The sequence below is a fragment of the Bradyrhizobium sp. CCBAU 21365 genome, assembly GCF_015291305.1.
GTDB classification, from domain to species: Bacteria; Pseudomonadota; Alphaproteobacteria; order Rhizobiales; family Xanthobacteraceae; genus Bradyrhizobium; species Bradyrhizobium elkanii.
Genome location: NZ_CP030036.1, coordinates 1,378,948 through 1,399,811, shown reverse-complemented (window position 1 = coordinate 1,399,811; position 20,864 = coordinate 1,378,948). Strand labels below are relative to the sequence as shown.

At 59.3% G+C, this 20,864-nt stretch carries 23 protein-coding genes, 1 tRNA gene and 2 pseudogenes; 7 read left to right on the top strand and 19 right to left on the bottom strand.

What is annotated here, in order from left to right; translation table 11 throughout:
* Positions 1-101 precede the first annotated feature (101 nt).
* Positions 102-191 (top strand) — tRNA-Arg (locus XI02_RS06545).
* 92 nt (positions 192-283) lie between these two features.
* Here XI02_RS06545 and XI02_RS06540 read toward each other — a convergent pair.
* From XI02_RS06540 to groES, 12 genes and pseudogenes are all read right to left on the bottom strand, one after another.
* The gene (locus XI02_RS06540) at positions 284-1,531 is read right to left on the bottom strand and encodes an arsenic transporter (RefSeq protein ID WP_371814033.1); all 1,248 of its coding nucleotides are present in this window, start codon (positions 1,529-1,531) and stop codon (positions 284-286) included.
* 351 nt (positions 1,532-1,882) lie between these two features.
* Positions 1,883-2,353, bottom strand: a pseudogene (greA, locus tag XI02_RS06535) (transcription elongation factor GreA); the annotation flags it as partial.
* Positions 2,354-2,384: 31 nt separating this feature from the next.
* Positions 2,385-2,573, bottom strand: coding sequence for a hypothetical protein (locus tag XI02_RS06530; protein ID WP_172648790.1), 189 nt, complete (start codon positions 2,571-2,573; stop codon positions 2,385-2,387).
* Positions 2,574-2,606: 33 nt separating this feature from the next.
* Complete coding sequence (locus tag XI02_RS06525) at positions 2,607-3,125, bottom strand: hypothetical protein (RefSeq protein WP_172648791.1); 519 nt, start codon at positions 3,123-3,125, stop codon at positions 2,607-2,609.
* Positions 3,126-3,214: 89 nt separating this feature from the next.
* Positions 3,215-3,712, bottom strand: a complete 498-nt coding sequence (locus XI02_RS06520) for an Hsp20/alpha crystallin family protein (RefSeq protein WP_172648792.1) — start codon at positions 3,710-3,712, stop codon at positions 3,215-3,217.
* Positions 3,713-3,788: 76 nt separating this feature from the next.
* Positions 3,789-4,238 (bottom strand): Hsp20 family protein, encoded by a 450-nt coding sequence (locus XI02_RS06515; RefSeq protein ID WP_172648793.1) that lies wholly within the window; start codon positions 4,236-4,238, stop codon positions 3,789-3,791.
* A 399-nt stretch (positions 4,239-4,637) separates the two neighbouring features.
* On the bottom strand, positions 4,638-5,648 hold the full coding sequence (locus tag XI02_RS06510; protein WP_244980815.1) for a PAS domain S-box protein: 1,011 nt from the start codon (positions 5,646-5,648) through the stop codon (positions 4,638-4,640).
* Positions 5,649-6,067: 419 nt separating this feature from the next.
* Positions 6,068-6,466 carry an Hsp20/alpha crystallin family protein gene (locus tag XI02_RS06505; protein WP_172648795.1) on the bottom strand — a complete coding sequence of 133 codons (399 nt, stop codon included), beginning with the start codon at positions 6,464-6,466 and terminating at the stop codon, positions 6,068-6,070.
* 11 nt (positions 6,467-6,477) lie between these two features.
* Positions 6,478-6,903, bottom strand: a complete 426-nt coding sequence (locus tag XI02_RS06500; protein ID WP_172648796.1) for an Hsp20/alpha crystallin family protein — start codon at positions 6,901-6,903, stop codon at positions 6,478-6,480.
* Between the two features lie 92 nt (positions 6,904-6,995).
* Positions 6,996-7,328, bottom strand: a complete 333-nt coding sequence (locus tag XI02_RS06495) for a hypothetical protein (protein WP_172648797.1) — start codon at positions 7,326-7,328, stop codon at positions 6,996-6,998.
* Positions 7,329-7,535: 207 nt separating this feature from the next.
* Positions 7,536-9,161 (bottom strand): chaperonin GroEL, encoded by a 1,626-nt coding sequence (gene groL, locus XI02_RS06490; protein WP_172648798.1) that lies wholly within the window; start codon positions 9,159-9,161, stop codon positions 7,536-7,538.
* 45 nt (positions 9,162-9,206) lie between these two features.
* The gene (gene groES / locus XI02_RS06485; protein ID WP_172648799.1) at positions 9,207-9,521 is read right to left on the bottom strand and encodes a co-chaperone GroES; all 315 of its coding nucleotides are present in this window, start codon (positions 9,519-9,521) and stop codon (positions 9,207-9,209) included.
* Positions 9,522-10,018: 497 nt separating this feature from the next.
* On the opposite strand from groES, the gene XI02_RS06480 reads away from it, so the two are divergent.
* Positions 10,019-10,219 (top strand): hypothetical protein, encoded by a 201-nt coding sequence (locus XI02_RS06480; protein WP_172648800.1) that lies wholly within the window; start codon positions 10,019-10,021, stop codon positions 10,217-10,219.
* Between the two features lie 651 nt (positions 10,220-10,870).
* Here XI02_RS06480 and XI02_RS06475 read toward each other — a convergent pair.
* The 3 genes from XI02_RS06475 to XI02_RS06465 form a co-directional block, all read right to left on the bottom strand.
* Positions 10,871-11,089 (bottom strand): hypothetical protein, encoded by a 219-nt coding sequence (locus tag XI02_RS06475; protein ID WP_172648801.1) that lies wholly within the window; start codon positions 11,087-11,089, stop codon positions 10,871-10,873.
* A 302-nt stretch (positions 11,090-11,391) separates the two neighbouring features.
* Positions 11,392-11,577, bottom strand: a complete 186-nt coding sequence (locus tag XI02_RS06470; protein ID WP_172648802.1) for a hypothetical protein — start codon at positions 11,575-11,577, stop codon at positions 11,392-11,394.
* Between the two features lie 9 nt (positions 11,578-11,586).
* Positions 11,587-11,796 (bottom strand): hypothetical protein, encoded by a 210-nt coding sequence (locus XI02_RS06465; RefSeq protein ID WP_172648803.1) that lies wholly within the window; start codon positions 11,794-11,796, stop codon positions 11,587-11,589.
* 302 nt (positions 11,797-12,098) lie between these two features.
* On the opposite strand from XI02_RS06465, the gene XI02_RS06460 reads away from it, so the two are divergent.
* From XI02_RS06460 to XI02_RS06445, 4 genes are all read left to right on the top strand, one after another.
* Positions 12,099-12,551: an Hsp20 family protein gene (locus XI02_RS06460; protein WP_172649283.1), complete on the top strand. Its 453-nt coding sequence runs from the start codon at positions 12,099-12,101 to the stop codon at positions 12,549-12,551.
* A 153-nt stretch (positions 12,552-12,704) separates the two neighbouring features.
* Positions 12,705-13,661, top strand: a complete 957-nt coding sequence (rpoH, locus tag XI02_RS06455) for an RNA polymerase sigma factor RpoH (RefSeq protein ID WP_172648804.1) — start codon at positions 12,705-12,707, stop codon at positions 13,659-13,661.
* Between the two features lie 72 nt (positions 13,662-13,733).
* Complete coding sequence (groL, locus tag XI02_RS06450) at positions 13,734-15,371, top strand: chaperonin GroEL (protein WP_172648805.1); 1,638 nt, start codon at positions 13,734-13,736, stop codon at positions 15,369-15,371.
* Between the two features lie 502 nt (positions 15,372-15,873).
* On the top strand, positions 15,874-16,167 hold the full coding sequence (locus tag XI02_RS06445; RefSeq protein WP_244980816.1) for a hypothetical protein: 294 nt from the start codon (positions 15,874-15,876) through the stop codon (positions 16,165-16,167).
* Between the two features lie 215 nt (positions 16,168-16,382).
* Here XI02_RS06445 and XI02_RS06440 read toward each other — a convergent pair.
* The 4 genes and pseudogenes from XI02_RS06440 to XI02_RS06425 all read right to left on the bottom strand — a co-directional run bounded on the left by XI02_RS06440 (position 16,383) and on the right by XI02_RS06425 (position 19,613).
* Positions 16,383-16,467: pseudogene (locus XI02_RS06440) on the bottom strand.
* A 624-nt stretch (positions 16,468-17,091) separates the two neighbouring features.
* Positions 17,092-17,433 (bottom strand): hypothetical protein, encoded by a 342-nt coding sequence (locus tag XI02_RS06435; RefSeq protein WP_172648806.1) that lies wholly within the window; start codon positions 17,431-17,433, stop codon positions 17,092-17,094.
* A gap of 126 nt (positions 17,434-17,559) precedes the next feature.
* The gene (locus XI02_RS06430) at positions 17,560-18,915 is read right to left on the bottom strand and encodes a sensor histidine kinase (RefSeq protein ID WP_244980817.1); all 1,356 of its coding nucleotides are present in this window, start codon (positions 18,913-18,915) and stop codon (positions 17,560-17,562) included.
* Between the two features lie 32 nt (positions 18,916-18,947).
* Positions 18,948-19,613, bottom strand: a complete 666-nt coding sequence (locus tag XI02_RS06425; RefSeq protein WP_172648808.1) for a response regulator transcription factor — start codon at positions 19,611-19,613, stop codon at positions 18,948-18,950.
* Positions 19,614-19,736: 123 nt separating this feature from the next.
* Here XI02_RS06425 and XI02_RS45100 point away from each other — a divergent pair, with 123 nt between their 5' ends.
* The gene (locus XI02_RS45100) at positions 19,737-20,765 is read left to right on the top strand and encodes a hypothetical protein (RefSeq protein WP_244980818.1); all 1,029 of its coding nucleotides are present in this window, start codon (positions 19,737-19,739) and stop codon (positions 20,763-20,765) included.
* Positions 20,766-20,864 lie beyond the last annotated feature (99 nt).

The window sequence follows — 20,864 nt, the reverse complement described above, 5'->3', positions numbered from 1 at the left end:
GGACGTCAACCTCAATGACCAACTGGCCATAGACGAACATGAACGCGTTCACGATTGCTTCGATGCTGATCAGGCTTTCTTCCCAACTGGCTGCGTTGGGAAGCGCTGTTGGTCAGTGCTGGATAGCGCGGTTGTTGGCGTTTGCCCTCCGAAGGCAAAGGTCACACGTTCGAATCGTGTCGGGTGCGCCAGTTTCTCTTCATTTTACAGCGCGATATGCTCGCGCGACCCGAAAGCACAAGTTCTTTCTCATCCGAGCGAGTAAGCAGTCTGGATAAAGTCGTCACCAGATCGCGACTGCGAGCGCCGCGAGTAACGCAGGTGGCGTCACCAGCAAACCAATTTTCAGGAAGCGCCAGGCGGAGACGTCGATCTTTTCCCGCCGCAGCACCACCAGCCACAGGATTGTTGCGAGGGACCCCGTCACCGAGAGATTGGGCCCGAGATCGACGCCGATCAGTATTGCGCTGAGGACCGGCGGGGGGAGGTGGTCGTTGGCCGCGACCGAGCTTGCCACCAAGCCAACGGGAAGGTTGTTGGCGATGTTGTCGGCTACCGCGGCCGCGATTCCAGCGCCCCAGGCGGATTGGGTTGGCGATCTTTCGATCTCCGCTTGAAGGAGCGCGCTGAGTTGGTCGATCGCGCCGGTTTTCATCAGCGCTTCCACCATCACAAATAACCCCGCGACCAATGGTAAGACGCTCCACGAAATGCCTCTTATCACCGGCCACGGCGACTGGCGGCTGAGAACGAGCACAGCCGCAGCCGTCACAACGCCGCAAATAAACGTCGGCAACCCCAATGGCACGTCGAGCGCCGATGCCGTCAGCAGGACGACGCCGATCGCGGCGATACCGACCGCGGTGAGCCTGCCGCCACGGCCGAGCTTAGGATGGGGCACGCGGCTCTCGATGATCCCTTCGGCGAGCGCGCGGCGCTGCGTCAGGCGAAGCACAACAAAGGTCACGACAATCGCGGCAAGCGATGGCAGCGCGAACTGGCGCAGCCATTCGAACAGATGAGGCATGCGCTCGCCGAACACCACGAGATTGGCGGGATTGGAGATCGGCAGCACAAAACTCGCGGCATTGGCGATGAAGGCGCAGGCGAACAGATAGGGCAACGGCTTTGCTCCCGCGGCGCGGGTCGCGGCGTAGACGGCTGGCGTCAATACGATAGCAGTGGCATCATTGGAGAGCAGCGCGGTAACAAGAATGCCGACGGCATAGATCAGAAGAAACAGCCGCTGTGGCGAACCGCGCGCATGCTCGACGGCCATTGCGGCGAGATAGTCGAACAGGCCTTCGCTCCGCGCAAGCTCAGCGGCAAGCATCATGCCGATCAGGAAGAGATAGACATCAAGACCCTTGGCGACACCGTGCAGCGCTTCGCTTGCAGTCAGGAAGTTGCAAATAACCAGCGCGACGGCACCCGCGACTGCCCAGGTCGCTTCAGGCAGTCGAAATGGCCTGATGATGACGCCAGCCGTTGCCGGGACAATGATACCCCAGGTCAGGAGCGATTCGTGCATGGGCACCATTCTGCCGTCTCCAAAAGAACGCTCAAAATCATCCCGCAGCGATACCCGAGGCCGCCGGCTCGGTATGCTTCAGCCGGCTTGTATTCGTACCGGAATGTCCGCGAGTCTCGGGCAGTGCGAACCAGCAGACTCCAAAGCCGATCCCCGCGATCGCGCCGAGCGTAAGAAAGGCTGCGTTATAGCCTGCCTTCACAACGACAAGGCCTGCGAGCGTACCTTTCGGGGCGATCGCATCATTGCTGAATGTTTTGATTAGCGCCCATTGGCACGCATGCTGGGGCTGAGGCCAGCCCGCGACGAATCTGAGCCTAAGACCTGTTTTCGCTTCTTCTTGTCCTCAAACCACTCCACGTACCGAACTTTGTAGGCCTTGGTGCCGCCTGGCGCCTCGACCAGCACGGTTGCTCCCTTGGTCTTGCCGATCAATGCCCTGCCAATGGGTGACGTTACAGAAATCCTTCCTTTACTCGCATCGGCTTCCGGCTCGCCGACGATCTGCCAAGTTCGTTTCTCCCCGGTATCTTCGTCGATCAGCGTCACGGTGGCGCCAAATTTAATCGTGTCGCCGGAGAGCTTGGATACGTCGACGATTTCGGCCAGCGCTAGCTTGTCTTCCAACTCGGCGATCCTGGCCTCATTGACGTTCTGCTCCACTTGCGCAGCCTGATATTCCGAGTTCTCAACCAGGTTGGCATCGTCGGCGATCGCCTGCTGAATTCGCTGAATCAGACGAGGTCGTTCGATTCTGATGCGGCCCTTCAGTTCATCTTCAAGGGCGGCGTGACCTGCAGCCGTCATAGGAAACCTTGTCATCGCATCACCAATCTGCCCCACCGAGTCTGCTTCAGAGTTTCATGGCCAAAGGGAATGCAGATGCCAACAGCCCTTCAAAGGTTGACAGCCGTTCACGAAGGCGTTTCTCCACAATCTCTCGCTCAGCTTCGGCGAGCTCAGTTTGGAGCAGCCTGCGATAGCGCCAGATTTCGTTACGAACGGATCTGATCTCACTGATGCTGTCATCAATGGTAGCCATCAACGAACCGATCCCACTGACCCTCAAGACCTGTCAGCTCCGCAGTTCTTCAGCGAGCCGTCGCTCTATGAAGGTGCGTTCAACATCGGTCAATTGCGTGTTCAGGAGCTTTCGGTATCGTCGCACGTTTGCGTCGCGCGTCCATCGCGAATGATTTGCTGTGCGCGGCGCTGGCATTGGCCGATGCCGCCTCGTCGCTGCATGCCTTTCGAACACACGCTGCGGTTCGACGGACGCCGTGCAATCAAGCGTGCTGAGACGAGGCAGCCGCATGGCCAATCCCCCACGTGGCGGCGGATCGTCCTCGTCGTCAAGCTGCTTCAGCGCCGCCAGGATGTCGTCCAGATGCAGCCGGTGCGGGATTCCGGGGACTTCGCGAAGCGCGGGGCGCGACTCGACGACATACATATCCGATGCCCAGGACGACAAGATGACTCGCTTCTCGTCGGTCGACAGCTTGACGTCGTTCAAGACATCGTCAGGTGAATTGTAATGAGATACCGGGTGGAAAAAGGGGCCAACGTTGTTGGCGGTACGATTGGCCTGGCTCATGTTGTGTCTCCTATTGCTCCTTTCGTCGAGAGACGGGTTGATATGAGAGGATCTCGAAGGCGGCCGCATCGTGCCGCCGCCTTCAGTTCTCAGTTGGTGTTGATCGCGATACGCTTGACGTTGCGGTTTGACTGCTCAGACTTCGGAAGTGTTACCGTGAGCACGCCGTTCTTGAAGTCCGCTTGCGCCTTGTCTTCTTCGACGCCCTCCAGCGAAATCTGGCGTTCGAAAGATCCGTAGTAACGTTCGCTAACGAATTTAGATTCGTCGCTGCGGTCAGCCTTCTTCTCGCCGCGGATCGAAAGAACGCCGTTAGCAATCTCGACTTGGACGTCCTTTTCGCTGAGACCCGGAAGTTCGGCGGAAACCGTCACCGCCTTGTCAGTTTCACTGAGTTCGAGCCGAGGCCAGGTGAATTGGCCCTCCATCAATGGATTCCCAAGACGACCTAGCGAGCCGAACCCGCGAAAGGCGTCGTCGAAAAGCCGGTTCATCTCGCGATGAAGCGTGAGAAATGGATCGAAAGGCTCCCGAGGGGTTGAGAGCTGCTGACCTTTCGTCCACGGAACAAGATCACGAATAGCCATGATATCCTCCTTGACATGATGCTGATCGGCGCGCGGACGATTGCTGTCCGCGCGGCGAGACCGCGCGAAAGGCGGGCTAGGCTGCCTTCTGCGTGATTTGCCCGGCTGGGGCGCCACCGCCGATGGCGATGCGCCGGGGCTTCATGGCCTCGGGGATTTCCCGGACGAGCTCAATCCGGAGCAGGCCGTCGTCGAACGTGGCAGTCTTCACCTGGACGTAGTCAGCAAGGCTGAATTGCCGCTTGAAGGGCCGAGCCGAAATGCCCTGGTAGAGGTATTCGTGCTGGTCCTTGCCGCCCTTGCGGCCTTCCACGGTGAGCACGTTCTGGTCGGCCGTCACCGCGATCTCATCGGGGCCGAATCCGGCGAGCGCAAGCGAGATCTGGTAGCGATCTTCGCCAAGCCGTTCGATGTTATAGGGCGGGTAATTGTCCTCGGTCCTGTGCTGAGTTTCGTCGAGGAGATCGAAAAGGCGGTCGAAGCCGATGGTCGAACGCCACAGGGGAGCGAAATCGTGAGTCCTCATAGCCAAGTCCTCCTGAGAGCAAGATGGATACGAAGGAGCGCAAGACACCAGCGTCTGGCGCCCTGTTCAGTTCACCGGACCCAAAGCTGGCGCCCGGCACCGCTGCAAGCGGCAAAAAACGACTTAGAAGAAGGGCGATCAATTTCAAGGGCGTCTCGAAAATTTTTGCGGCGATTTTCCTTCGGTTAATTTTGCGTTGCAGCTTGCGCAGCGAGACCTTCCAGCCAAGTTTCGGCCTCGCTGACCAAGCGCATCAGCCGGCGCCGTTCTTCGGTCGAGGGGCTGGGATCGTCGCGCAGTTTTTTGCAATGCAGAATGACCCGCCGCTCGTTCGCGATCAGGAAACTGTGTGGAGCAGCGCAATGTCGCGAGGGCAGCGAAGCCAAGCTCGATTGGATTTTACGTCGGAACGGCGATTTCGCAAACCAGCCCTTCCGCGCGCCAGTCAAAGAGCACCTTGCCGCCAAGTGGCCTGATGGTTCCTTCGATGAGGCGACTACCGAAGCCCTTGCGTTCGGGCGCATTTACTTTCGGACCGCCCAATTCGGTCCAGCGGAGTATTACCTGTCCATCCTCGGTGCGCGACCACGTCAATGCAATCCGGCCTTTCGCGTTCGATAGCGCTCCATACTTGGCAGCGTTGGTTGCCAATTCATGCAGAACCACAGCAATCGCCTGCGCAGCGGTGGGTTCTAATACGGTTTGCAGACCGTCCATCAGAATCCGCTTGTCGTGACCCTCCTGGAGATAAGGGGCAAGCTCCTGCTTGGCGATCGCCGAGACTTCCGCTCCTATCCACCGCGCTTCAACGAACAGCGAGTGAACATTTGCCATCGCTTGGATGCGCCCGCTGATCACTTCCTTGAGGCGCTCGCAGGTGTCGGACTGAGAAAGATTGATAATTGCCTGTACGTTCGCGAGGATGTTCTTGCTTCGGTGCTCCGCCTCGCGCGCCAGAATGCTAATCTGCTCCTGAGCTCGCTTGTGCTCGGTAATATCTCTTGCAATCTTTGATGCGCCAATGATGTTGCCGTGGGCATCCTTGACAGGAGAAATGGTCAGCGAAACGACGATTGAGCTACCATCTTTACGTCGCCGAACGGTCTCAAAATGGTCGATACGCTCACCTCGTCGGATGCGGGTTAAAATCTCGCGTTCTTCGCTTTGTCGGTCCTCCGGGATCACAAGTGTAATGGGTTGGCCGATCGCCTCGGCGGCCGAATAGCCGAAGATACGCTCAGCCGCCCTGTTCCAGCTTGTAATAATGCCGTCCAGATTTTTGCTAACGATCACATCGTCGCTATTCTCAACTATGGAGGCCAGCAGATTGGCCAAGCGCTCGGCACGTTCCAGGGCCGGCTCGCTGACGAGAGGTTCGCGTTGAAGCCCCGACTGTTCTTTAGGCGCCAATGGGATCCCCGAACTCGGATGTGCACTGCAGTAGGTGCGCCAATCATAGCACCGAACGCAAAGGCAAGAAGTCTCCATTGGCACGGTTTGAGCGGAAATTGTCGGTGCCTTTGTCCAACTCGCATCCATCCGGCTATGGCTGGCTGCGCGTTTCGAGTCCGCGCCCTTAGGTCGTCCGACCGGGCCGACCACCTCGATGGGGAGGATGATCTTGTTACGGGTTTCAATGGCCAACATGAGCGAGAAAGCTTTCCAGCGCAACGCGGACTGCACTTTGGCGTCATCTAACCCGCTCGGCCAACGTTCGTCAGTGAAAACCGGTCTCGTCCGTGTTCTATCCCAGGCTGTAACCCCATGGCGTGGCACCATTCTCGGCGCCAACGCCGAGGTCATCGAGTCGAAATTCCGAAGTACCCGCGCTAACTCACTTGAATTTTGCGCGGCTTGGCCTGCTCGGCTTTGGGCAGCACAATCGTGACCACGCCATCTTTCATTTGGGCGCTGATCTTGCTCTGGTCGACCTTGTTGGAAATCTGAAAGCTGCGCGCGTAGTGACCCACGTTGTATTCGGTGTAGACGGGCTGCATCCCTTCATACTTCGAGAAATCAATCCGACCTTCAATAGTGACGACGTCATCCTCGACGCTCGCCTCGATGCTATTGCGATCGACGCCCGGCATCTCCAGCACGACCGTCAGCGCCTCGGGAGTCTCGAATATGTCCGTCACTGGCACGAATGCCCGTCCAGGCGTCGTGCCTTCGGTTTTCTTCTCGACCTCGCGCTTCTGCTGAACCTGTAGTTCCTGAGACTCTGCCATGGTAGCCTCCCTTAGCTTACCTTGATGGAACGCGGCTTATCGGCCTCTGCCCGCGGTATGAACAGCGCGAGGATGCCATCGCGATATTCGGCCTTGATTCGATCAGGTTCGATCCGAATCGGCACCGATAACGTCCGGTCGAACACGCCACTGATACGCTCGCGGCGATGGACGCTTGCCTGCTCTCCATAGGCGATCGTCTTTTTGCCTCGGATGCGAATGGTATTTTCCTTCGCTTCGATCTCCAGATCGTTTTTGTCGACACCTGGCAGTTCGACGACAGCAACAAGGTCGCCATCCTTCTGGAACATATTGATTGGCGGGAAACTGCCGATCGCAGCCGTTCCACGTCCCATCCAGTCGCTTGCGACGCGTGCGTCGAGTGCGCGCTGCAGAGCCAGCAGCGCTTCAAATGGGTCACTAAAGCCAGCGAACATTTGTTCCTCCATTGACGGCCTTAAAGGGATAGCTGTTCGACCGAAGCAACGCGGACCGCGAGTCGCTGTCCGCATTGCTGATGAAGCAGCAATCAACTTAATGTCGACGAGGTCAGATCCTGAGGCGATTTCAGGACACCCCAAGGTGTGATGCTCGGGAACATGAGCGTATCGATCCTCAGCGTCGGCGCCGATGCCTTCCAGTTCATCCAAGGCATCGAATCGAGATATCGGATTGGTGGCAAACGCAGCATGTCGCCAGCTCTCGCTCTATCCCGGTCCGGCGAACTCTCCGTTCCCCAAGCTGCCAGCGACGGCAGCATCAAGGCCGATGCAAGCAATGCCGTCATCAGACGTTGCATGATGCGACTGTCGGCTTGATCTTTCTCCGCACGAGCGGAGCCAATGGTTTGATCTTTGATCATCTCATCCTCCTATCGTTGGAAAACTTACCCATGCGATGGTTGCAAAGCCTTGGGGTCAGCACGAGCCAATTCAGGCAGCCCCACTCTTGCGCAACAGAGCTTCGATCTGGGTGCTATTTTGGATCCTCGTCCCTCGTTGTGTTGGCGATCTCCTTGCTTAGAGATGGACCTTGCGCCCGGCCGTCGGACGGCCGGGCGCAAGTCTTGTCAGAAGTCCATCGGCGGCGCGGCGGCCGCGTGAGCCTCGGATTTCTTTGGCTTGTCGGCGACCAACGCTTCCGTGGTGATCAATAGAGCGGCGATCGAGGCTGCGTCCTGCAACGCCGTACGGACAACCTTTGCGGGGTCAATCACCCCGGCCTTGACCAGATCCTGATATTCACCGGTCGCAGCATTGAAGCCCCAGTTGTAGCTGGCGTTCTCAAGCAGCTTGCCGACCACTAGCGAGCCGTCCTCGCCGGCGTTCTGGACAATCTGGCGCGCCGGTACCTGGATCGCCCGGCGCACGATGTCGACGCCGGCCTTCTGGTCCGCGTTCGCCGTCCTGACGCCATCGAGCGCCTTGAGCGCGCGGAGCAGCGCGACGCCACCGCCGGGGAGGATGCCTTCCTCGACTGCAGCGCGCGTGGCATGGAGCGCGTCGTCAACGCGGTCCTTCTTCTCCTTGACCTCGACCTCGGTGGCGCCGCCGACGCGGATCACCGCAACGCCGCCAGCGAGTTTCGCGAGCCGCTCCTGCAGCTTCTCGCGGTCATAGTCCGAGGTGGTTTCTTCGATCTGCCCCTTGATCTGGGCGACGCGGGCTCCGATGTCCTTCTTGGCACCAGCCCCGTCGACAATAGTGGTGTTCTCCTTGTCGATGACCACTTTCTTGGCGCGCCCGAGCATGTTGAGCGTGACATTCTCGAGCTTGATCCCGAGATCCTCGGAGATCGCGGTACCACCGGTAAGTGTGGCGATGTCTTCGAGCATGGCCTTGCGGCGATCGCCGAAGCCCGGCGCCTTCACCGCAGCGATCTTCAGGCCACCGCGCAGCTTGTTGACGACAAGCGTTGCCAGTGCTTCGCCCTCGACGTCCTCGGCGACGATCAAGAGCGGCTTGCCGGTTTGCACGACAGCCTCCAGCAGAGGAAGCATGGTTTGCAGCCCGGACAGTTTCTTCTCGTGGATCAGGATATAGGGGTCTTCGAGCTCGACCTTCATCTTTTCGGCGTTGGTGACGAAATAGGGCGATACATAGCCGCGGTCGAACTGCATGCCTTCGACCACTTCGAGCTCGGTATTGAGGCTTTTGGCCTCCTCGACCGTAATGACGCCCTCGTTGCCAACCTTCTGCATTGCATCGGCAAGGAAACGGCCGATCTCCGTGTCGCCATTGGCCGAGATCGTCCCGATCTGCGCGATCTCGTCATTGGACGTGACCTTCTTGGCATGCGCCTTCAAGTCGCTAACAATTGCCTCCACTGCGAGATCGATACCGCGCTTGAGGTCCATCGGATTCATGCCGGCGGCAACCGATTTCGTGCCTTCCTTGACGATGGCCTGCGCCAGCACGGTGGCCGTCGTGGTACCGTCGCCGGCCAGATCGTTGGTCTTGGACGCCACCTCGCGCACCATCTGGGCGCCCATGTTTTCGAACTTGTCTTCCAGCTCGATTTCCTTGGCGACGGTGACGCCGTCCTTGGTGATGCGTGGTGCGCCGAACGACTTTTCGATCACCACGTTGCGTCCCTTGGGACCGAGCGTGACCTTCACCGCATTCGCCAGTGTATCCACTCCCCGCAGCATGCGCTCGCGGGCCTCGGTCGAAAACTTCACGTCCTTGGCAGCCATGTTCCAAATCTCCTTTCCTTTATGACTGTCAGTTTTTCAGCGGGGTCAGGCGGCCTTCTTCAACTTGCCGCTGTGTTCGACGATGCCCAGGAGATCGCTCTCCTTCATAATCAGGAGATCCTGGCCATCGATTTTCACCTCGGTGCCCGACCATTTGCCGAACAAGACCCGGTCGCCGGTCTTCACATCGAGCGGGACCAATTGACCTTGCTCATTCCGCGCGCCCGGACCAGCAGCGATGATCTCGCCTTCCTGCGGCTTCTCCTTTGCGGTATCGGGAATGATGATGCCGCCGGCAGTCTTCTCCTCGGCATCGATGCGGCGCACGAGCACACGGTCGTGCAACGGACGGAAATGCATGCACATCCTCCTTAACAGTCTAGCGATGTCATTTAACCGGGGCCGCTAACCAGCCCCCGGCGGAAAAACGACCTAGGAACCGAAAAAATCCAATTCAAGAGGGGCGGCTAAAATTTTTGGCACTTCCAACAAAGGACTGCCAATGCGCTCTTGAACAGCTTGCCGCGGCGACCCAACCGGACGCACGACAATCCTTGTAAAATATTGTTATTAAATGAGAACTTTCGCTTGTCTTGGTTGGCGGTCCGAATCGGTGCGGGGCGATCTCTGCCGCCCATATGGTCCCGGATCACGCTAGTCCCGGGAGTGTCGTTGCTGGTAGCGCCTCGCGCATTGCCGCTGCAAGCGACTATGACCTGGCCGGCATCAGGACCTACGCGTCGTTGGTGGTGATCGAAATTGGCGCCTGGTGACTTGGAAACAGATCGCGGGTCACTAAGTGCTAGAACCGAAAGTGCGAACCCTACGGTTAGGACCCGTAAGCACGAGGTGGTGTCATGAAAATTCGCCGCCGTTTTAAGCAAACCGTCACCCTCGAAGGACGGCTCGCCGACGAAGCCAAACGCATTAGAGACGAAGCAAACAAGCTTCCTCCAGGGCCGGAGCAGGCAGAGCTTCTACGAAAGGCTCGCGAAAGCGAAATGGCAGCCGAAGTAGCTGGTTGGATCACATCTCGCGGACTACAGCCGCCGAAGTGAGACGGCTTCCTTTGACGGCTTCAGATCATCCGATCTCCGACAGCCTTACATGCCAGGCGCGCTACCCTCCGCAATCCGCGTGAATTCCTAAAGTACTGGCTCAACGCGGCAAGCAAGCCTTTACTTCGGTAAGACAAGCATCCAATTGCGCCTTTATCTCACGCACCTGCTCCTCCAACGCTGCGAACGAGGCTTCACGGGCCGTGAGCACAGTCCTACCGTCCTGGTCAAGAGAGCCAGCTGCAATTCCAAGATAAGCTCTCGGCGGCAGCTTACCTTGGCCACACTCAATGACAGTCTCTATACGGATTGCCATGGTCAAACCTCGCCGGAGCGCAGCAGTTGGCCCTTACCTCTCTCATCTTCTGCTGCTAACGAGCTTCGAATGCGAAAGTCGTCTTAAAGAAACGGCGCCGCAAATTCGAACCGCGAAGTCATTGGTCCTTGACGGCAAGCGATCTAGAGCAGCGTGGGCAATCTTCAAGAGCGGGTGCCCGAGCGAAGGCTCCAGAATATCTTCGATCGGCGTCATACAGCGAGCCTGAACTGTCGGCCAGGTTTGAAACCATTGCTTCGGGCGAGGTTCACAGAGTGTCACCCTGCATCAAAGGCCCGAGGGTGAACTCGGGACCCCTCAATACCAAAATTCGCCTACTCTTCAATGGTAACCTGCGACTCGGTTGCGAGACCAGCAAGAGATTCCGCAAGAGTGTGGCGCAGAGCTTCATCTGAAGCATCGGTCGCTTTCCAGATCGTGATGTGCGGCACCTCGCTACGACCACTCCAGACAAGACTGTACTTGCGGATTAGTCCACTTGCCTTCACGCAATCAAGGGCCTCCGTCAACGCATCATGAACCTTCGTAGTCATCACAACCTCATCGTGAGATGAGACGATGTTGCTCCCCGTCATTCAAGTCCAGTCCGTACCATGGCTCGCGCCACCTCAAGCTCGCTAATCGCCTGGCGCAGCGCTGCTCGTGCCGCAGCCTTGTCGCCATTCGTGCAAGCTGCGCAGAGGTCTTCGAGATGGCGGGCCGCCGCCTTAGCGTGTGCGATAAGGTCTGCGGCACCCGCAAAGGCTGGGCGGCGCTTTTTGTCAATCATTAAACCTTCTCCCATCTTTCTCTCGAGCGCGTGTCTCCAGGAGACGAGTGTGGCGACCGCAGAGGGCTATGCCGCGCGTTGTACCTGGGGCGATCGCCCTTCGAGAAACTTCCGCAAAGCTTCCTCTTCTTCCTCCATACGCCCCTGGAAACGTTCCCGCTCAGCGCGGGAAGGAGCGGAATCGCGCAGGCGCCGATAGTGATCGATGATTTTCTCGTGCCCGCGGATAATGAAAGCTTCGAGCCCAGACATGGCGCGCCTCTACGCTGCTGCGTCCGCCGATTGCCCAAGCGCCGGCAGACTGAAGGGAAATGTCGCTTTGACAAGAGCTTCGGCTTCGGCCTGTTCTTCCTCCAGCCGCTTTGCAATGAAGGCCCGCTCCAGGTCCGAGGCTTGCGTCGCGAGCAACCGCTGGTAGCGGTGAATGTTGTTGCGGTACGCCCGCAGGCGGGCAAGGTTCTCATCGATCATCGTCGTCTCCTGACGGTCGTCATGCTTTCCTTGTGCAAGAGGAAAAGCCCCCTGGCGCCGAAAATTTAGGCGTGGGCGGCCCACCGTCAAGACTCCGCGCGGCCACTCAACGGCCGGTTAGCCACGCCGTTGCGGGAAGCAAAAATTTTTCCCCGCCCTCTTGAACTTTTTCCAGGCTTGAGGATTCTTTTGGTCACGCAGAGATGCGTGCCGGGGCGCCAAATGGGCTCCGGACTGAAGGCGGGCACCGGCAGGTGTCCGGTGCCGGCTCGTACCCAACTTGCTCTCAGGAGGATTTGGCTATGAGGTATGATTGGACTCCCCTCTGGAGGTCGACCATCGGCTTCGACCGCCTTTTGGACGTTCTCGACGAGGTCCAGCGGACTGCCGACGAGAGCTATCCCCCCTACAACATCGAGCGTCTCGACGAGAACCGCTTCCGAATTTCGGTGGCTCTGGCCGGATTCACGCAGGACGAGATCGCGCTCACCGTCGAGCAAAATGTCCTGACGCTCGAAGGCCGCAAGGCTGAGAAAGAAGCGAAGAACTTCCTGCATCGCGGCATTTCGGCACGTTCCTTCCGGCGCCTATTCACGCTGGCCGACCATGTCGAGGTCGAGAGTGCTCGCTTCGAGCAAGGCCTCCTTATCATCGACCTTCTGCGCGAAATTCCGGAAGCGATGAAGCCGCGGCGCATCCCGATCGGCGAAGTCAACAAAGGCAATGTCAGGCGGATCGAGGCGAAGGCCGCCTGATCGATCTTTCACTCGGGCGCAGTCCACCCGTGCGGATCACCGCGCGGTTACTCGATCTCGTCCTTAGATTTCTCGCGAGCAAAGTGGCCGCCAAGACGGCGGCGACTTCCTCGCGATGACACGCATGCAGCCAGCAAGAAAGGAGCGAACATCATGGTGAGCACGGCAGCACTTCCCTCGGTCTCCTCGGATGGAGGGCTCTCCCGATACCTGACGGAGATTCGAAAATTTCCGTTCTTAGAAGCGTCCGAGGAGGCCAGCTACGCCAGGCGCTGGCGAGATCATGGCGATCGCGAGGCCGCTTATCACCTGGTGACGAGTCATCTCTGGCTGGCGGCAAAGATTGCGATGAAATATCGCCGCTACGGTCTGCCGATTGCTGATCTCGTTTCGGAAGCAAATCTCGGATTGATGCAGGCCGTTAAGCGCTTTGAACCTGAGAGGGGCTTTCGTCTGGCCACCTATGCGATGTGGTGGATCAGGGCATCTGTCCAGGAATACATTTTGAGGTCCTGGTCACTCGTCAAGTTGGGCACCACGGCTGCCCAAAAGAAACTGTTCTTCAATCTCAGAAAGCTCAAGAACAGGTTGTCCGCTTTTGAGGATGGCGATCTGCATCCGGACCAGGTGAGTTACATCTCGGAACACTTACAGGTAAGTCCGTCGGAGGTGATCGAGATGAATGGGCGACTGCGTGGTGACGCCTCCCTCAATATCTCGATATGCGACGATGATACTTCCCAGGAATGGCAGGATCGTTTGGCTGATCCTTCGCCCGATTCTGAAACCCTACTGGCGGACGCCGATGACTACGAACGACGGCGGGCTGCTCTGTCGGAGGCACTCAAGGTGCTGTCGGCGCGTGAACGCGCGATTTTGGAGGCGCGGATGCTAACCGACGAGCCAAAGACGCTGGATGACTTGGCGCGAGAGCACCGCGTTTCGCGCGAGCGAATTCGACAGATCGAGCAGCGCGCCTTCGAGCGCCTGAAGGTCGCAGTACATACCAAGGTCGGCAATTCCTTGCCGCCCCCCGCTCGGAAGCGGGACGAAAGGGATGCAAAGCCTAGCTCTGCTAGCCAAAGAGCTCTTGAAAATTCCTGCGGTTGACCTAGGTCGTCCAGCGGCTGGGCTCTCTGGCTATCACGGCAAGGGAATTAACATCCTTCGGGAGAAACGATCATGAGCGCGAAGGAGGTTCAATTTTCAACGGGTGCACGGGAGAAGATGCTTCGGGGTGTCGACGTACTCGCCAATGCCGTCAAGGTGACGCTCGGGCCGAAGGGCCGTAACGTCGTGCTCGAAAAGAGCTTTGGCGCCCCGCGGATCACAAAGGACGGGGTGACCGTCGCCAAAGAGATCGAGCTTGAAGACAAGTTCGAGAACATGGGCGCACAGATGGTGCGGGAGGTTGCTTCGAAGACCTCCGACCAGGCAGGCGATGGGACCACGACTGCGACCGTGCTCGCGCACGCAATCGTGCGGGAAGGCACCAAGGCTGTTGCGGCCGGCATGAATCCTATGGATCTCAAGCGCGGTATCGATGTTGCTGTCGAAGCGGTCGTCAGCGAACTGAAGAAAAATTCGAGAAAGCTCGCTTCAAACGAGGAGATCGCGCAAATTGCTACCATTTCTGCCAATGGCGACAGGGAGATTGGACGCTTCTTGGCGGATGCAATGAAGAAGGTCGGCAACGAAGGCATCATTACGGTCGAGGAAGCCAAATCGCTCGAGACCGAACTGGAGGTCGTGGAGGGCATGCAGTTCGACCGCGGTTACATCTCACCCTATTTCGTTACCAACACCGAGAAGATGCGGGTCGAGTTCGACGAACCCTACATCCTACTCCACGAAAAAAAGATCTCGAGCCTGCAGACTCTGCTTCCTTTGCTCGAAGCGGTGGCACAAAGTGGAAAGCCCCTGCTGATCATCGCGGAGGATGTGGAAGGCGAAGCTCTGGCGACACTCGTCGTGAACAGGCTACGCGCCGGGCTGAAGGTCGCCGCCGTCAAGGCGCCGGGGTTTGGTGATCGTCGCAAAGCCATGTTGCAGGACATCGCTATCCTCAGCGGCGGGAACTTTATCAGCGAAGATCTTGGCACCAAACTCGAAAACGTCACGCTGAACATGCTTGGACGTGCCAAGAAGGTGATGATCGACAAGGATGACACAACGATCGTCAGCGGCGCCAGCAAAAAACCCGAAATCGAGGCGCGTGTCCGGCAGATCAAAACGGAGATTGAGGAAACCACCTCGGACTATGACCGCGAGAAATTGCAGGAGCGGCTAGCAAAGCTAGCCGGCGGAGTTGCCGTGATCCGAGTGGGCGGCTCGACCGAAATCGAAGTCAAGGAGCGTAAGGATCGGGTCGACGATGCCATGCACGCGACGCGTGCCGCAGTCGAGGAAGGTATACTCCCAGGCGGTGGGATAGCGCTGCTGCGAGCTTCAGCCGTGCTGGCAAAACTCAAGCCGGCAAACGACGACCAGCGCCACGGGCTGGAGACCGTCAGGCGGGCTCTTAGTTGGCCGGCACGACAGATAGCAGAGAATGCCGGCGAAGATGGATCACTCATTGTTGGAAAGATACTTGAAAACAAGGAGTACGCCTGGGGCTTCGATGCCCAGAGGGGGGAGTACGGCAATCTCTTCGCGAAAGGCATCATCGATCCGACCAAGGTCGTGAGGTCCGCTCTACAGGATGCAGCTTCGATCGCGGCGCTGTTGATCACAACAGAAGCGATGGTTGCTGAGGCGCCGAAAAAGAAGAACGGAACTGGCCAGGGCGTCCCTGCTGGAGCGGGCGAAATGGATCTTTGATCCTGACACAGACCCATCCGCTAGCGAGGAATTTCGTCGTCTGACCGCGAGAGGAATGAGCATGCTTACGGAAATGGTCATGGCAACGCTTTTCGGCAACGTTTTTGGCGCGGTGGCGGCCCTTCCGTTCATTGCCGCGCAAAATTTACTCTCGCGGTCTTTGCAAACCGAACCGCGCGATGCGATGGGCGGGGCCGGCCCCTCCAGGAAAATAACGTATTGTCACCGTCTAAGGCGGCGAACCGACGACAATCCTCGCAACCTCGTCGAATGCGCGAGAGACAACGCACGGCCCGTCCTTCCACGCGGTCGAGGAAACCAAATAGCGGCAGCCTATCGCGGAGCGAACCTTTGAGCGACACACTATGATAGCGTGGCGCAAGCAGCGCGAGCCTGCTCTCTACCGGATTTTGATGTGCGCTCGAGATCCATTGGAGGCTGACTGGGGTTACCGCGAAGGCGCCAAGTTGCTATCCGCAGTGCCGTTCCCGATGGCTTGCAATTGACAGCAGAACTGAACAGTCGCTTTGCCGTTGTGCCGGCATCGGGCATCGTCAAGTCGCAAACCATGCCGACCGACTATCCTTACCAGGTGGACATAGCGAGCGAGGAAGAGCGGAGTTACCTGGAGTCCTTGATCCGGGAGGACTACGAGCGATGCCATCCCGGTGAGACACTGGAGGATCTCAAGCGCCGGGCATCGTTTTCGAAGGAGGACAAAGGACTGCTGCGGGACTGGATGGCCGTGGCAGCGGCCCGCGCCGCGACTGATCAGGCCAAGGCACGCCACGACTGATGCATAGCCGAATTGTCGATCGGCACGTACTCGGGTTTTGTGTTTTCCTTCGAGCGAAGGCGATTTCCGGACTTCGGGCTGGTGACATGCGGCACGAATCTCCGCTCGCCCCGGGGAAAGGTGGCAGCGGGGGAGCGACTCGCCCCCCAACCCGAACAAAGTATCCGGCAGACAAATCGCACGAAATCGTAGTTTGGCGTGCAAAATCGTGCAAATGGCGGAGAGAGTGGGAGTCAAACCCACGATTTTCGATCATTCCGCGTCGAACAGCTGAGACTAACCCTCGCGACCCATCCCTCCAGGGTTTCGCCAGAGCCAGGTTCGATTCCGGTCGGAGAATTGTCGAGTCCGGAACGGCATCAGGCGTGCCAGTTGCCGGAAGCCTGCTGTTTTATTTTTGTCGGCGAATACCGCGCGTCATCCTGCTGGTATTTGTGCTGGTATCGGCAGCAATCGGCGACAAAAGTGGTTTCAAATTCAAATGGTTATGGCCCTAGGCAATTATCGGCCAGGGGCACCAAGCTGGAAACACCAGCAGTAACAATAGCTTGAATCCTTGGTTCGATTCCCGATTTCTCGCGGCGATTGAAGACACCCGTAAAAATTCGCGGCAGCCGTCCGTTGTGTTGGTATCGGCGGAGCAGACGTTCACGACGAATTCCGTTATTCCGAACGATGGATTTGAGCAGATGGCTCGCGAGAATTATGGCGCGAGCGCCAACCCGAACACGTCGATTGCCAGAGCTCCTGTGATGGGGCCAAGAGCCTGATCTGGCTGTTGCGGATCTTGCATGCGAATTTTCCGGCGCATGATCTACGCTTCCCGAGCGGCCCGTGAACGAAAAACAAGTTTCGTCGGCGTATCCTGCATGAGGGCGTATCCGGAGCAATCCATATTCGTTATCAGGTCTTCTCGTCCCGAAATCAGATGCCGAACCGCAGCGAACTTTCCAACCAGCCCACGAAGTACCTTCCAAAGCCTTTGGCAACGTCAACTCCACCCTCGACGTTTGTGAACGCGCCATCAAAGTCGCTCGCTGATGCGGTACGCGACCATTCCAAACGACCATCCAGGCACGGTTGGCGCGGCAGCGAAGCTCCCGAATGCCCGGCAGCCCCTTTGCAGGAAGCACCGATCGGCTGGCGATCGTGGCAATGAATAGGCATCCTCTTTGCGGACAGAACTCCGATTCTTGCCTTGAAATTAAAAGCGCGGTCCGATACGCGAGCCAAATCGGAAATGCTGTATTGATCTAATGCCGACAAGTCGGCATGTCGCGGAGCGCGCCGACACCGCTCGAAAGTGGGTAGAGCGCTTGCGGTGCCGCCTATATCCCACTCGGTTCGTCGTGCGCCTTCGCGAGAGCGTCGGGCTCGGCGCCACATTATCGATCAATCCGCGCCCGCGGACGGCAGGCGTATCGCTACGCGAAGTCCTCCAAGTGGAGACCGGCCCAAAGTCAGGGATCCGGCGTAAAGCTCGGCGAGCTCGCGCGTGATCGACAGGCCAAAACCGAATCCGGGAGAGCTTTCGTCGAGCCGTTGGCCGGCCTGCACCGCCTGCGACATCTGCTCCGGCGAAAGCCCCGGTCCATCGTCCTCGACGACGAGGACGACACTTCGCGTCTCCTCGCGAGATTCGACGATAACCTTGCTGCGGCACCAGGAAAAGGCGTTCTCCAGCACGTTTCCCAGCATCTCGTCGACGTCCTGCTGTTCGCAGGCCACCGCGAGGCCAGCTGGTATGTGATTGACGAAATCGATCCCCTTGTCAGCATTCGTCTTGCCGAGGACGAGGCCGAGATCTGCGACCCGTGGCGCGATCGCCGTCCTGGTCCGGACCGGACCGCCGAGCGCTGCCGATCGCGCGCGGCCCAGATGATGCCGGATGCGCCGGTCCATCAGCACGACGAGACCATGAAGATCTTCTGAGCCCGACGGTTGCTTCTGCAGCGCAATCGCCAGTGTCGCAAGCGGCGTTTTCAGTCCGTGCGCCAGGTTCGAGACGTGTTTGCGCGCCCGCTCGAGGTTGGCGGCATTCTGCACCAGCAGTGCATTCAGTTCGGTGGCCAATGGCTGCACCTCGTCCGGCTGAGCGTCTGGCACGTTATCGCGAAGTCCCGATCTCACATCGGCGACGGCCTGGCGCAATCGTTCGAGCGGACGCAACCCCAGGCGAACCTGGATCAGCATCGCTGAGATCAATGCGATGCCGAGCACCGCGAGCGACAAGGCCAACGTGCGCATCGCTTCCCACAACGGCCCACGCACCGCGTCTCTCGGAGCGGAGGCCACGATCGTGACAGGGGCGCCGGACACCGACACGTTGAGGATGCGGAAGTGAAGCATCCGATCGTATGGCCCCTTGCCGTCGGCAGGCAACGGGCGTTCTCGTGGCGGCGGATCCTCGCCGATCGGGGAAGGCGGCGGCGGGGGCGGCAGGGGTCTGTTGCTGATGTCGGGAGGAGCCAGCTCCGCCCCATCGAGCGACCGCGACCGCAAGACGTTCTTTGGTCCGGAAATCTGCCAGTACCAGCCGTGCCGGCGCCGGTCGAACGGCGGGCCGTCGGCAGATCCCGCCAGACGCATGTTGCCGCCGCCATCGGCTTCAAGCATGGACGCGAGGAAGAGGATCTGCGCGTCGAGCCTCTGATCGATCTGGCCTTGCACGAAACGATGCAGCACGAAGGATATCAGGATCGCGGCGACGATCAGGGCCGCGCTGATGAACACACCGGCCCCGATCATGAGGCGCCGGCCGAGCGATGCGTGTTGGCTTATCATCGGGATCCCGACTTGAGCTTGTAGCCGCGCCCCCTTTCGGTCTCGATCAGCGCCTTGCCGACCTTGCGCCGGAGCCGCGCGACAATCACTTCGATCGAATTCGAATCCGTCCCGACGTCGCCCTCATAGACTTTTTCCGACAACAGGCCGCGCTCGACCACGGTATCCTTGCGGAGGATCAGGCATTCGAGAACACGCCATTCCAGCGCGGTCAGCTTCAAGGGGAGTCCATCGAGCTCGAACACGCCGGTCTGGGTTTCGAAGCTCAGAGGTCCGCAGGAGATTCGCGGCGTACCGTGCCCGGAAGCGCGGCGGACCAGCGCGCGAAGGCGCATGACCAGTTCCTCTATCCGGAACGGCTTGGTGAGATAGTCATCGGCTCCCGCCTTGAAGCCGTCCACCTTGTCGGTCCAGCCGTCACGGGCGGTCAGGATCAGCACCGGCAGGTGCCGGCCCTGCTTTCGCCAACCGCGCAGCACCTCGACGCCGGGCACTTTGGGCAGCCCGAGATCAAGCACCGCGGCATCGTAGGATTCGGCTTCACCGAGATGTTTTCCGTCCTCGCCGTTGGCAGCGATGTCGACCGCGAAATTCTCCTCGCGCAGGGCACGAGCGATCTCGTGCGCGAGCAGGCGATCGTCTTCGACCAGAAGGATTTTCATTCGGTTCACACCTCGGACCGGAACTAGGCGCCCAAGCTTAACTCAACCTGAACGGAACGGTTCAGGCTGGATTGGGGACGGTTCCCTAGGCTCCAGGCTCGCAAGTATGAAAGGAGCGTCAAAATGACCGAAAGCGATGCACAAAGGGATATGAGCTCGTCATTGCCTGGGCGCCGGCAGGTCCGCCATCGTGGCCTGTTGGCCGGAGCCGCACTTGCCGTGCTTGTCGTTGGTGCGGCGGCCGGTGCTGGAGGCGTTCGCGTTGCCCAGAATTGGCAGCCGCGGAGCGTCATGCTGCTGCAACCGACCGCGATCGAGAGGTTGCAGCCCGGCGGTCCGTCCGCCGTGCGCGGCAACGTCGCTGAGATCTTCGGCCACATGTTCGTCGTCGAGGACGGTAGCGGCCGCGCACTGGTCGATCTCGGACCGCGTGGGGATGACGGCGACGTCGTCACCAAGGGGGAGACCGTTACGATCCAGGGCATGTTCGATCAGGGGGATCGTCCGCGCTCAGATCGTCTCGCATGCCGACGGCCGTACCGAGGCCTTCGGTCCTCCGCCGCCTCCCCCTCGCGGCGCACCACCTCCGCCGCCCGGCGCGCCCCCGCCCCTGCGGACGGATGCACCGCCGCCGCCGCCGCCGCCACCCCCGCGGCCCTAAGCGCATTGAGCAAATCACGAATGGATCGAAATCAGGAGACCAGGATGTCCGAAGACCGGCTCAAAATGTCCGGCAAGATCGTGCACGTGTTTGCGCACCGCTTCGTGGTGCAGACCTTGAATGGCGCGGTGCTTGCCGATCTCACGCCGTACGGCGCCGGTCGCGTCAAGCTGCGCATCGGCGCCGACGTCGTACTGGAGGGCGAACAGAAGCCCTCCGAACTCAAGGTGACGCGCTTCTCGTGCGATGGCGCCAGCGTGACGATCGAGCACAAGAAGCCCGATCACCATCATCACGAGCCCGCCGACCCTGCCACGGCGATCGAGGCCGCGCGCGCCGCCGGGTTCGAACCAATGGGTGCGCCCCGTCGCAAGCCCAAGCATTTCGAACTCGACGGCCGGCGAAATGGCGAGACCTACGAACTGCACGTGGAACTGGGCGGACGGATCCGCAAAGCCAAGCTCGTCAGCGGCGGACAGGAAGCTACCTGAACGCTCTGGGCTGCGACCGATGCGGGCCGGAGCCGTAGTCGGCCGGCTCGGGTCCATTGAAGACCGGGCCGAGCGGCAGATTGTTTCAATCAAGCATTG

What these genes read in the sequence shown, in the direction of transcription:
- XI02_RS06475 (WP_172648801.1), bottom strand. Translation starts at nt 11,089, where the DNA reads ATGACTACGAAGGTTCATGATGCGTTGACGGAGGCCCTTGATTGCGTG.
- XI02_RS06505 (WP_172648795.1), bottom strand. Translation starts at nt 6,466, where the DNA reads ATGGCAGAGTCTCAGGAACTACAGGTTCAGCAGAAGCGCGAGGTCGAG.
- XI02_RS45100 (WP_244980818.1), top strand. Translation starts at nt 19,737, where the DNA reads ATGACCGAAAGCGATGCACAAAGGGATATGAGCTCGTCATTGCCTGGG.
- groL (WP_172648798.1), bottom strand. Translation starts at nt 9,161, where the DNA reads ATGGCTGCCAAGGACGTGAAGTTTTCGACCGAGGCCCGCGAGCGCATG.
- XI02_RS06515 (WP_172648793.1), bottom strand. Translation starts at nt 4,238, where the DNA reads ATGAGGACTCACGATTTCGCTCCCCTGTGGCGTTCGACCATCGGCTTC.
- rpoH (WP_172648804.1), top strand. Translation starts at nt 12,705, where the DNA reads ATGGTGAGCACGGCAGCACTTCCCTCGGTCTCCTCGGATGGAGGGCTC.
- XI02_RS06525 (WP_172648791.1), bottom strand. Translation starts at nt 3,125, where the DNA reads ATGAGCCAGGCCAATCGTACCGCCAACAACGTTGGCCCCTTTTTCCAC.
- XI02_RS06465 (WP_172648803.1), bottom strand. Translation starts at nt 11,796, where the DNA reads ATGATCGATGAGAACCTTGCCCGCCTGCGGGCGTACCGCAACAACATT.
- XI02_RS06425 (WP_172648808.1), bottom strand. Translation starts at nt 19,613, where the DNA reads ATGAAAATCCTTCTGGTCGAAGACGATCGCCTGCTCGCGCACGAGATC.
- XI02_RS06540 (WP_371814033.1), bottom strand. Translation starts at nt 1,531, where the DNA reads ATGCACGAATCGCTCCTGACCTGGGGTATCATTGTCCCGGCAACGGCT.
- XI02_RS06500 (WP_172648796.1), bottom strand. Translation starts at nt 6,903, where the DNA reads ATGTTCGCTGGCTTTAGTGACCCATTTGAAGCGCTGCTGGCTCTGCAG.
- XI02_RS06470 (WP_172648802.1), bottom strand. Translation starts at nt 11,577, where the DNA reads ATGTCTGGGCTCGAAGCTTTCATTATCCGCGGGCACGAGAAAATCATC.
- XI02_RS06460 (WP_172649283.1), top strand. Translation starts at nt 12,099, where the DNA reads ATGAGGTATGATTGGACTCCCCTCTGGAGGTCGACCATCGGCTTCGAC.
- groL (WP_172648805.1), top strand. Translation starts at nt 13,734, where the DNA reads ATGAGCGCGAAGGAGGTTCAATTTTCAACGGGTGCACGGGAGAAGATG.
- XI02_RS06495 (WP_172648797.1), bottom strand. Translation starts at nt 7,328, where the DNA reads ATGATCAAAGATCAAACCATTGGCTCCGCTCGTGCGGAGAAAGATCAA.
- XI02_RS06480 (WP_172648800.1), top strand. Translation starts at nt 10,019, where the DNA reads ATGAAAATTCGCCGCCGTTTTAAGCAAACCGTCACCCTCGAAGGACGG.
- groES (WP_172648799.1), bottom strand. Translation starts at nt 9,521, where the DNA reads ATGCATTTCCGTCCGTTGCACGACCGTGTGCTCGTGCGCCGCATCGAT.
- XI02_RS06530 (WP_172648790.1), bottom strand. Translation starts at nt 2,573, where the DNA reads ATGGCTACCATTGATGACAGCATCAGTGAGATCAGATCCGTTCGTAAC.
- XI02_RS06430 (WP_244980817.1), bottom strand. Translation starts at nt 18,915, where the DNA reads ATGATCGGGGCCGGTGTGTTCATCAGCGCGGCCCTGATCGTCGCCGCG.
- XI02_RS06520 (WP_172648792.1), bottom strand. Translation starts at nt 3,712, where the DNA reads ATGGCTATTCGTGATCTTGTTCCGTGGACGAAAGGTCAGCAGCTCTCA.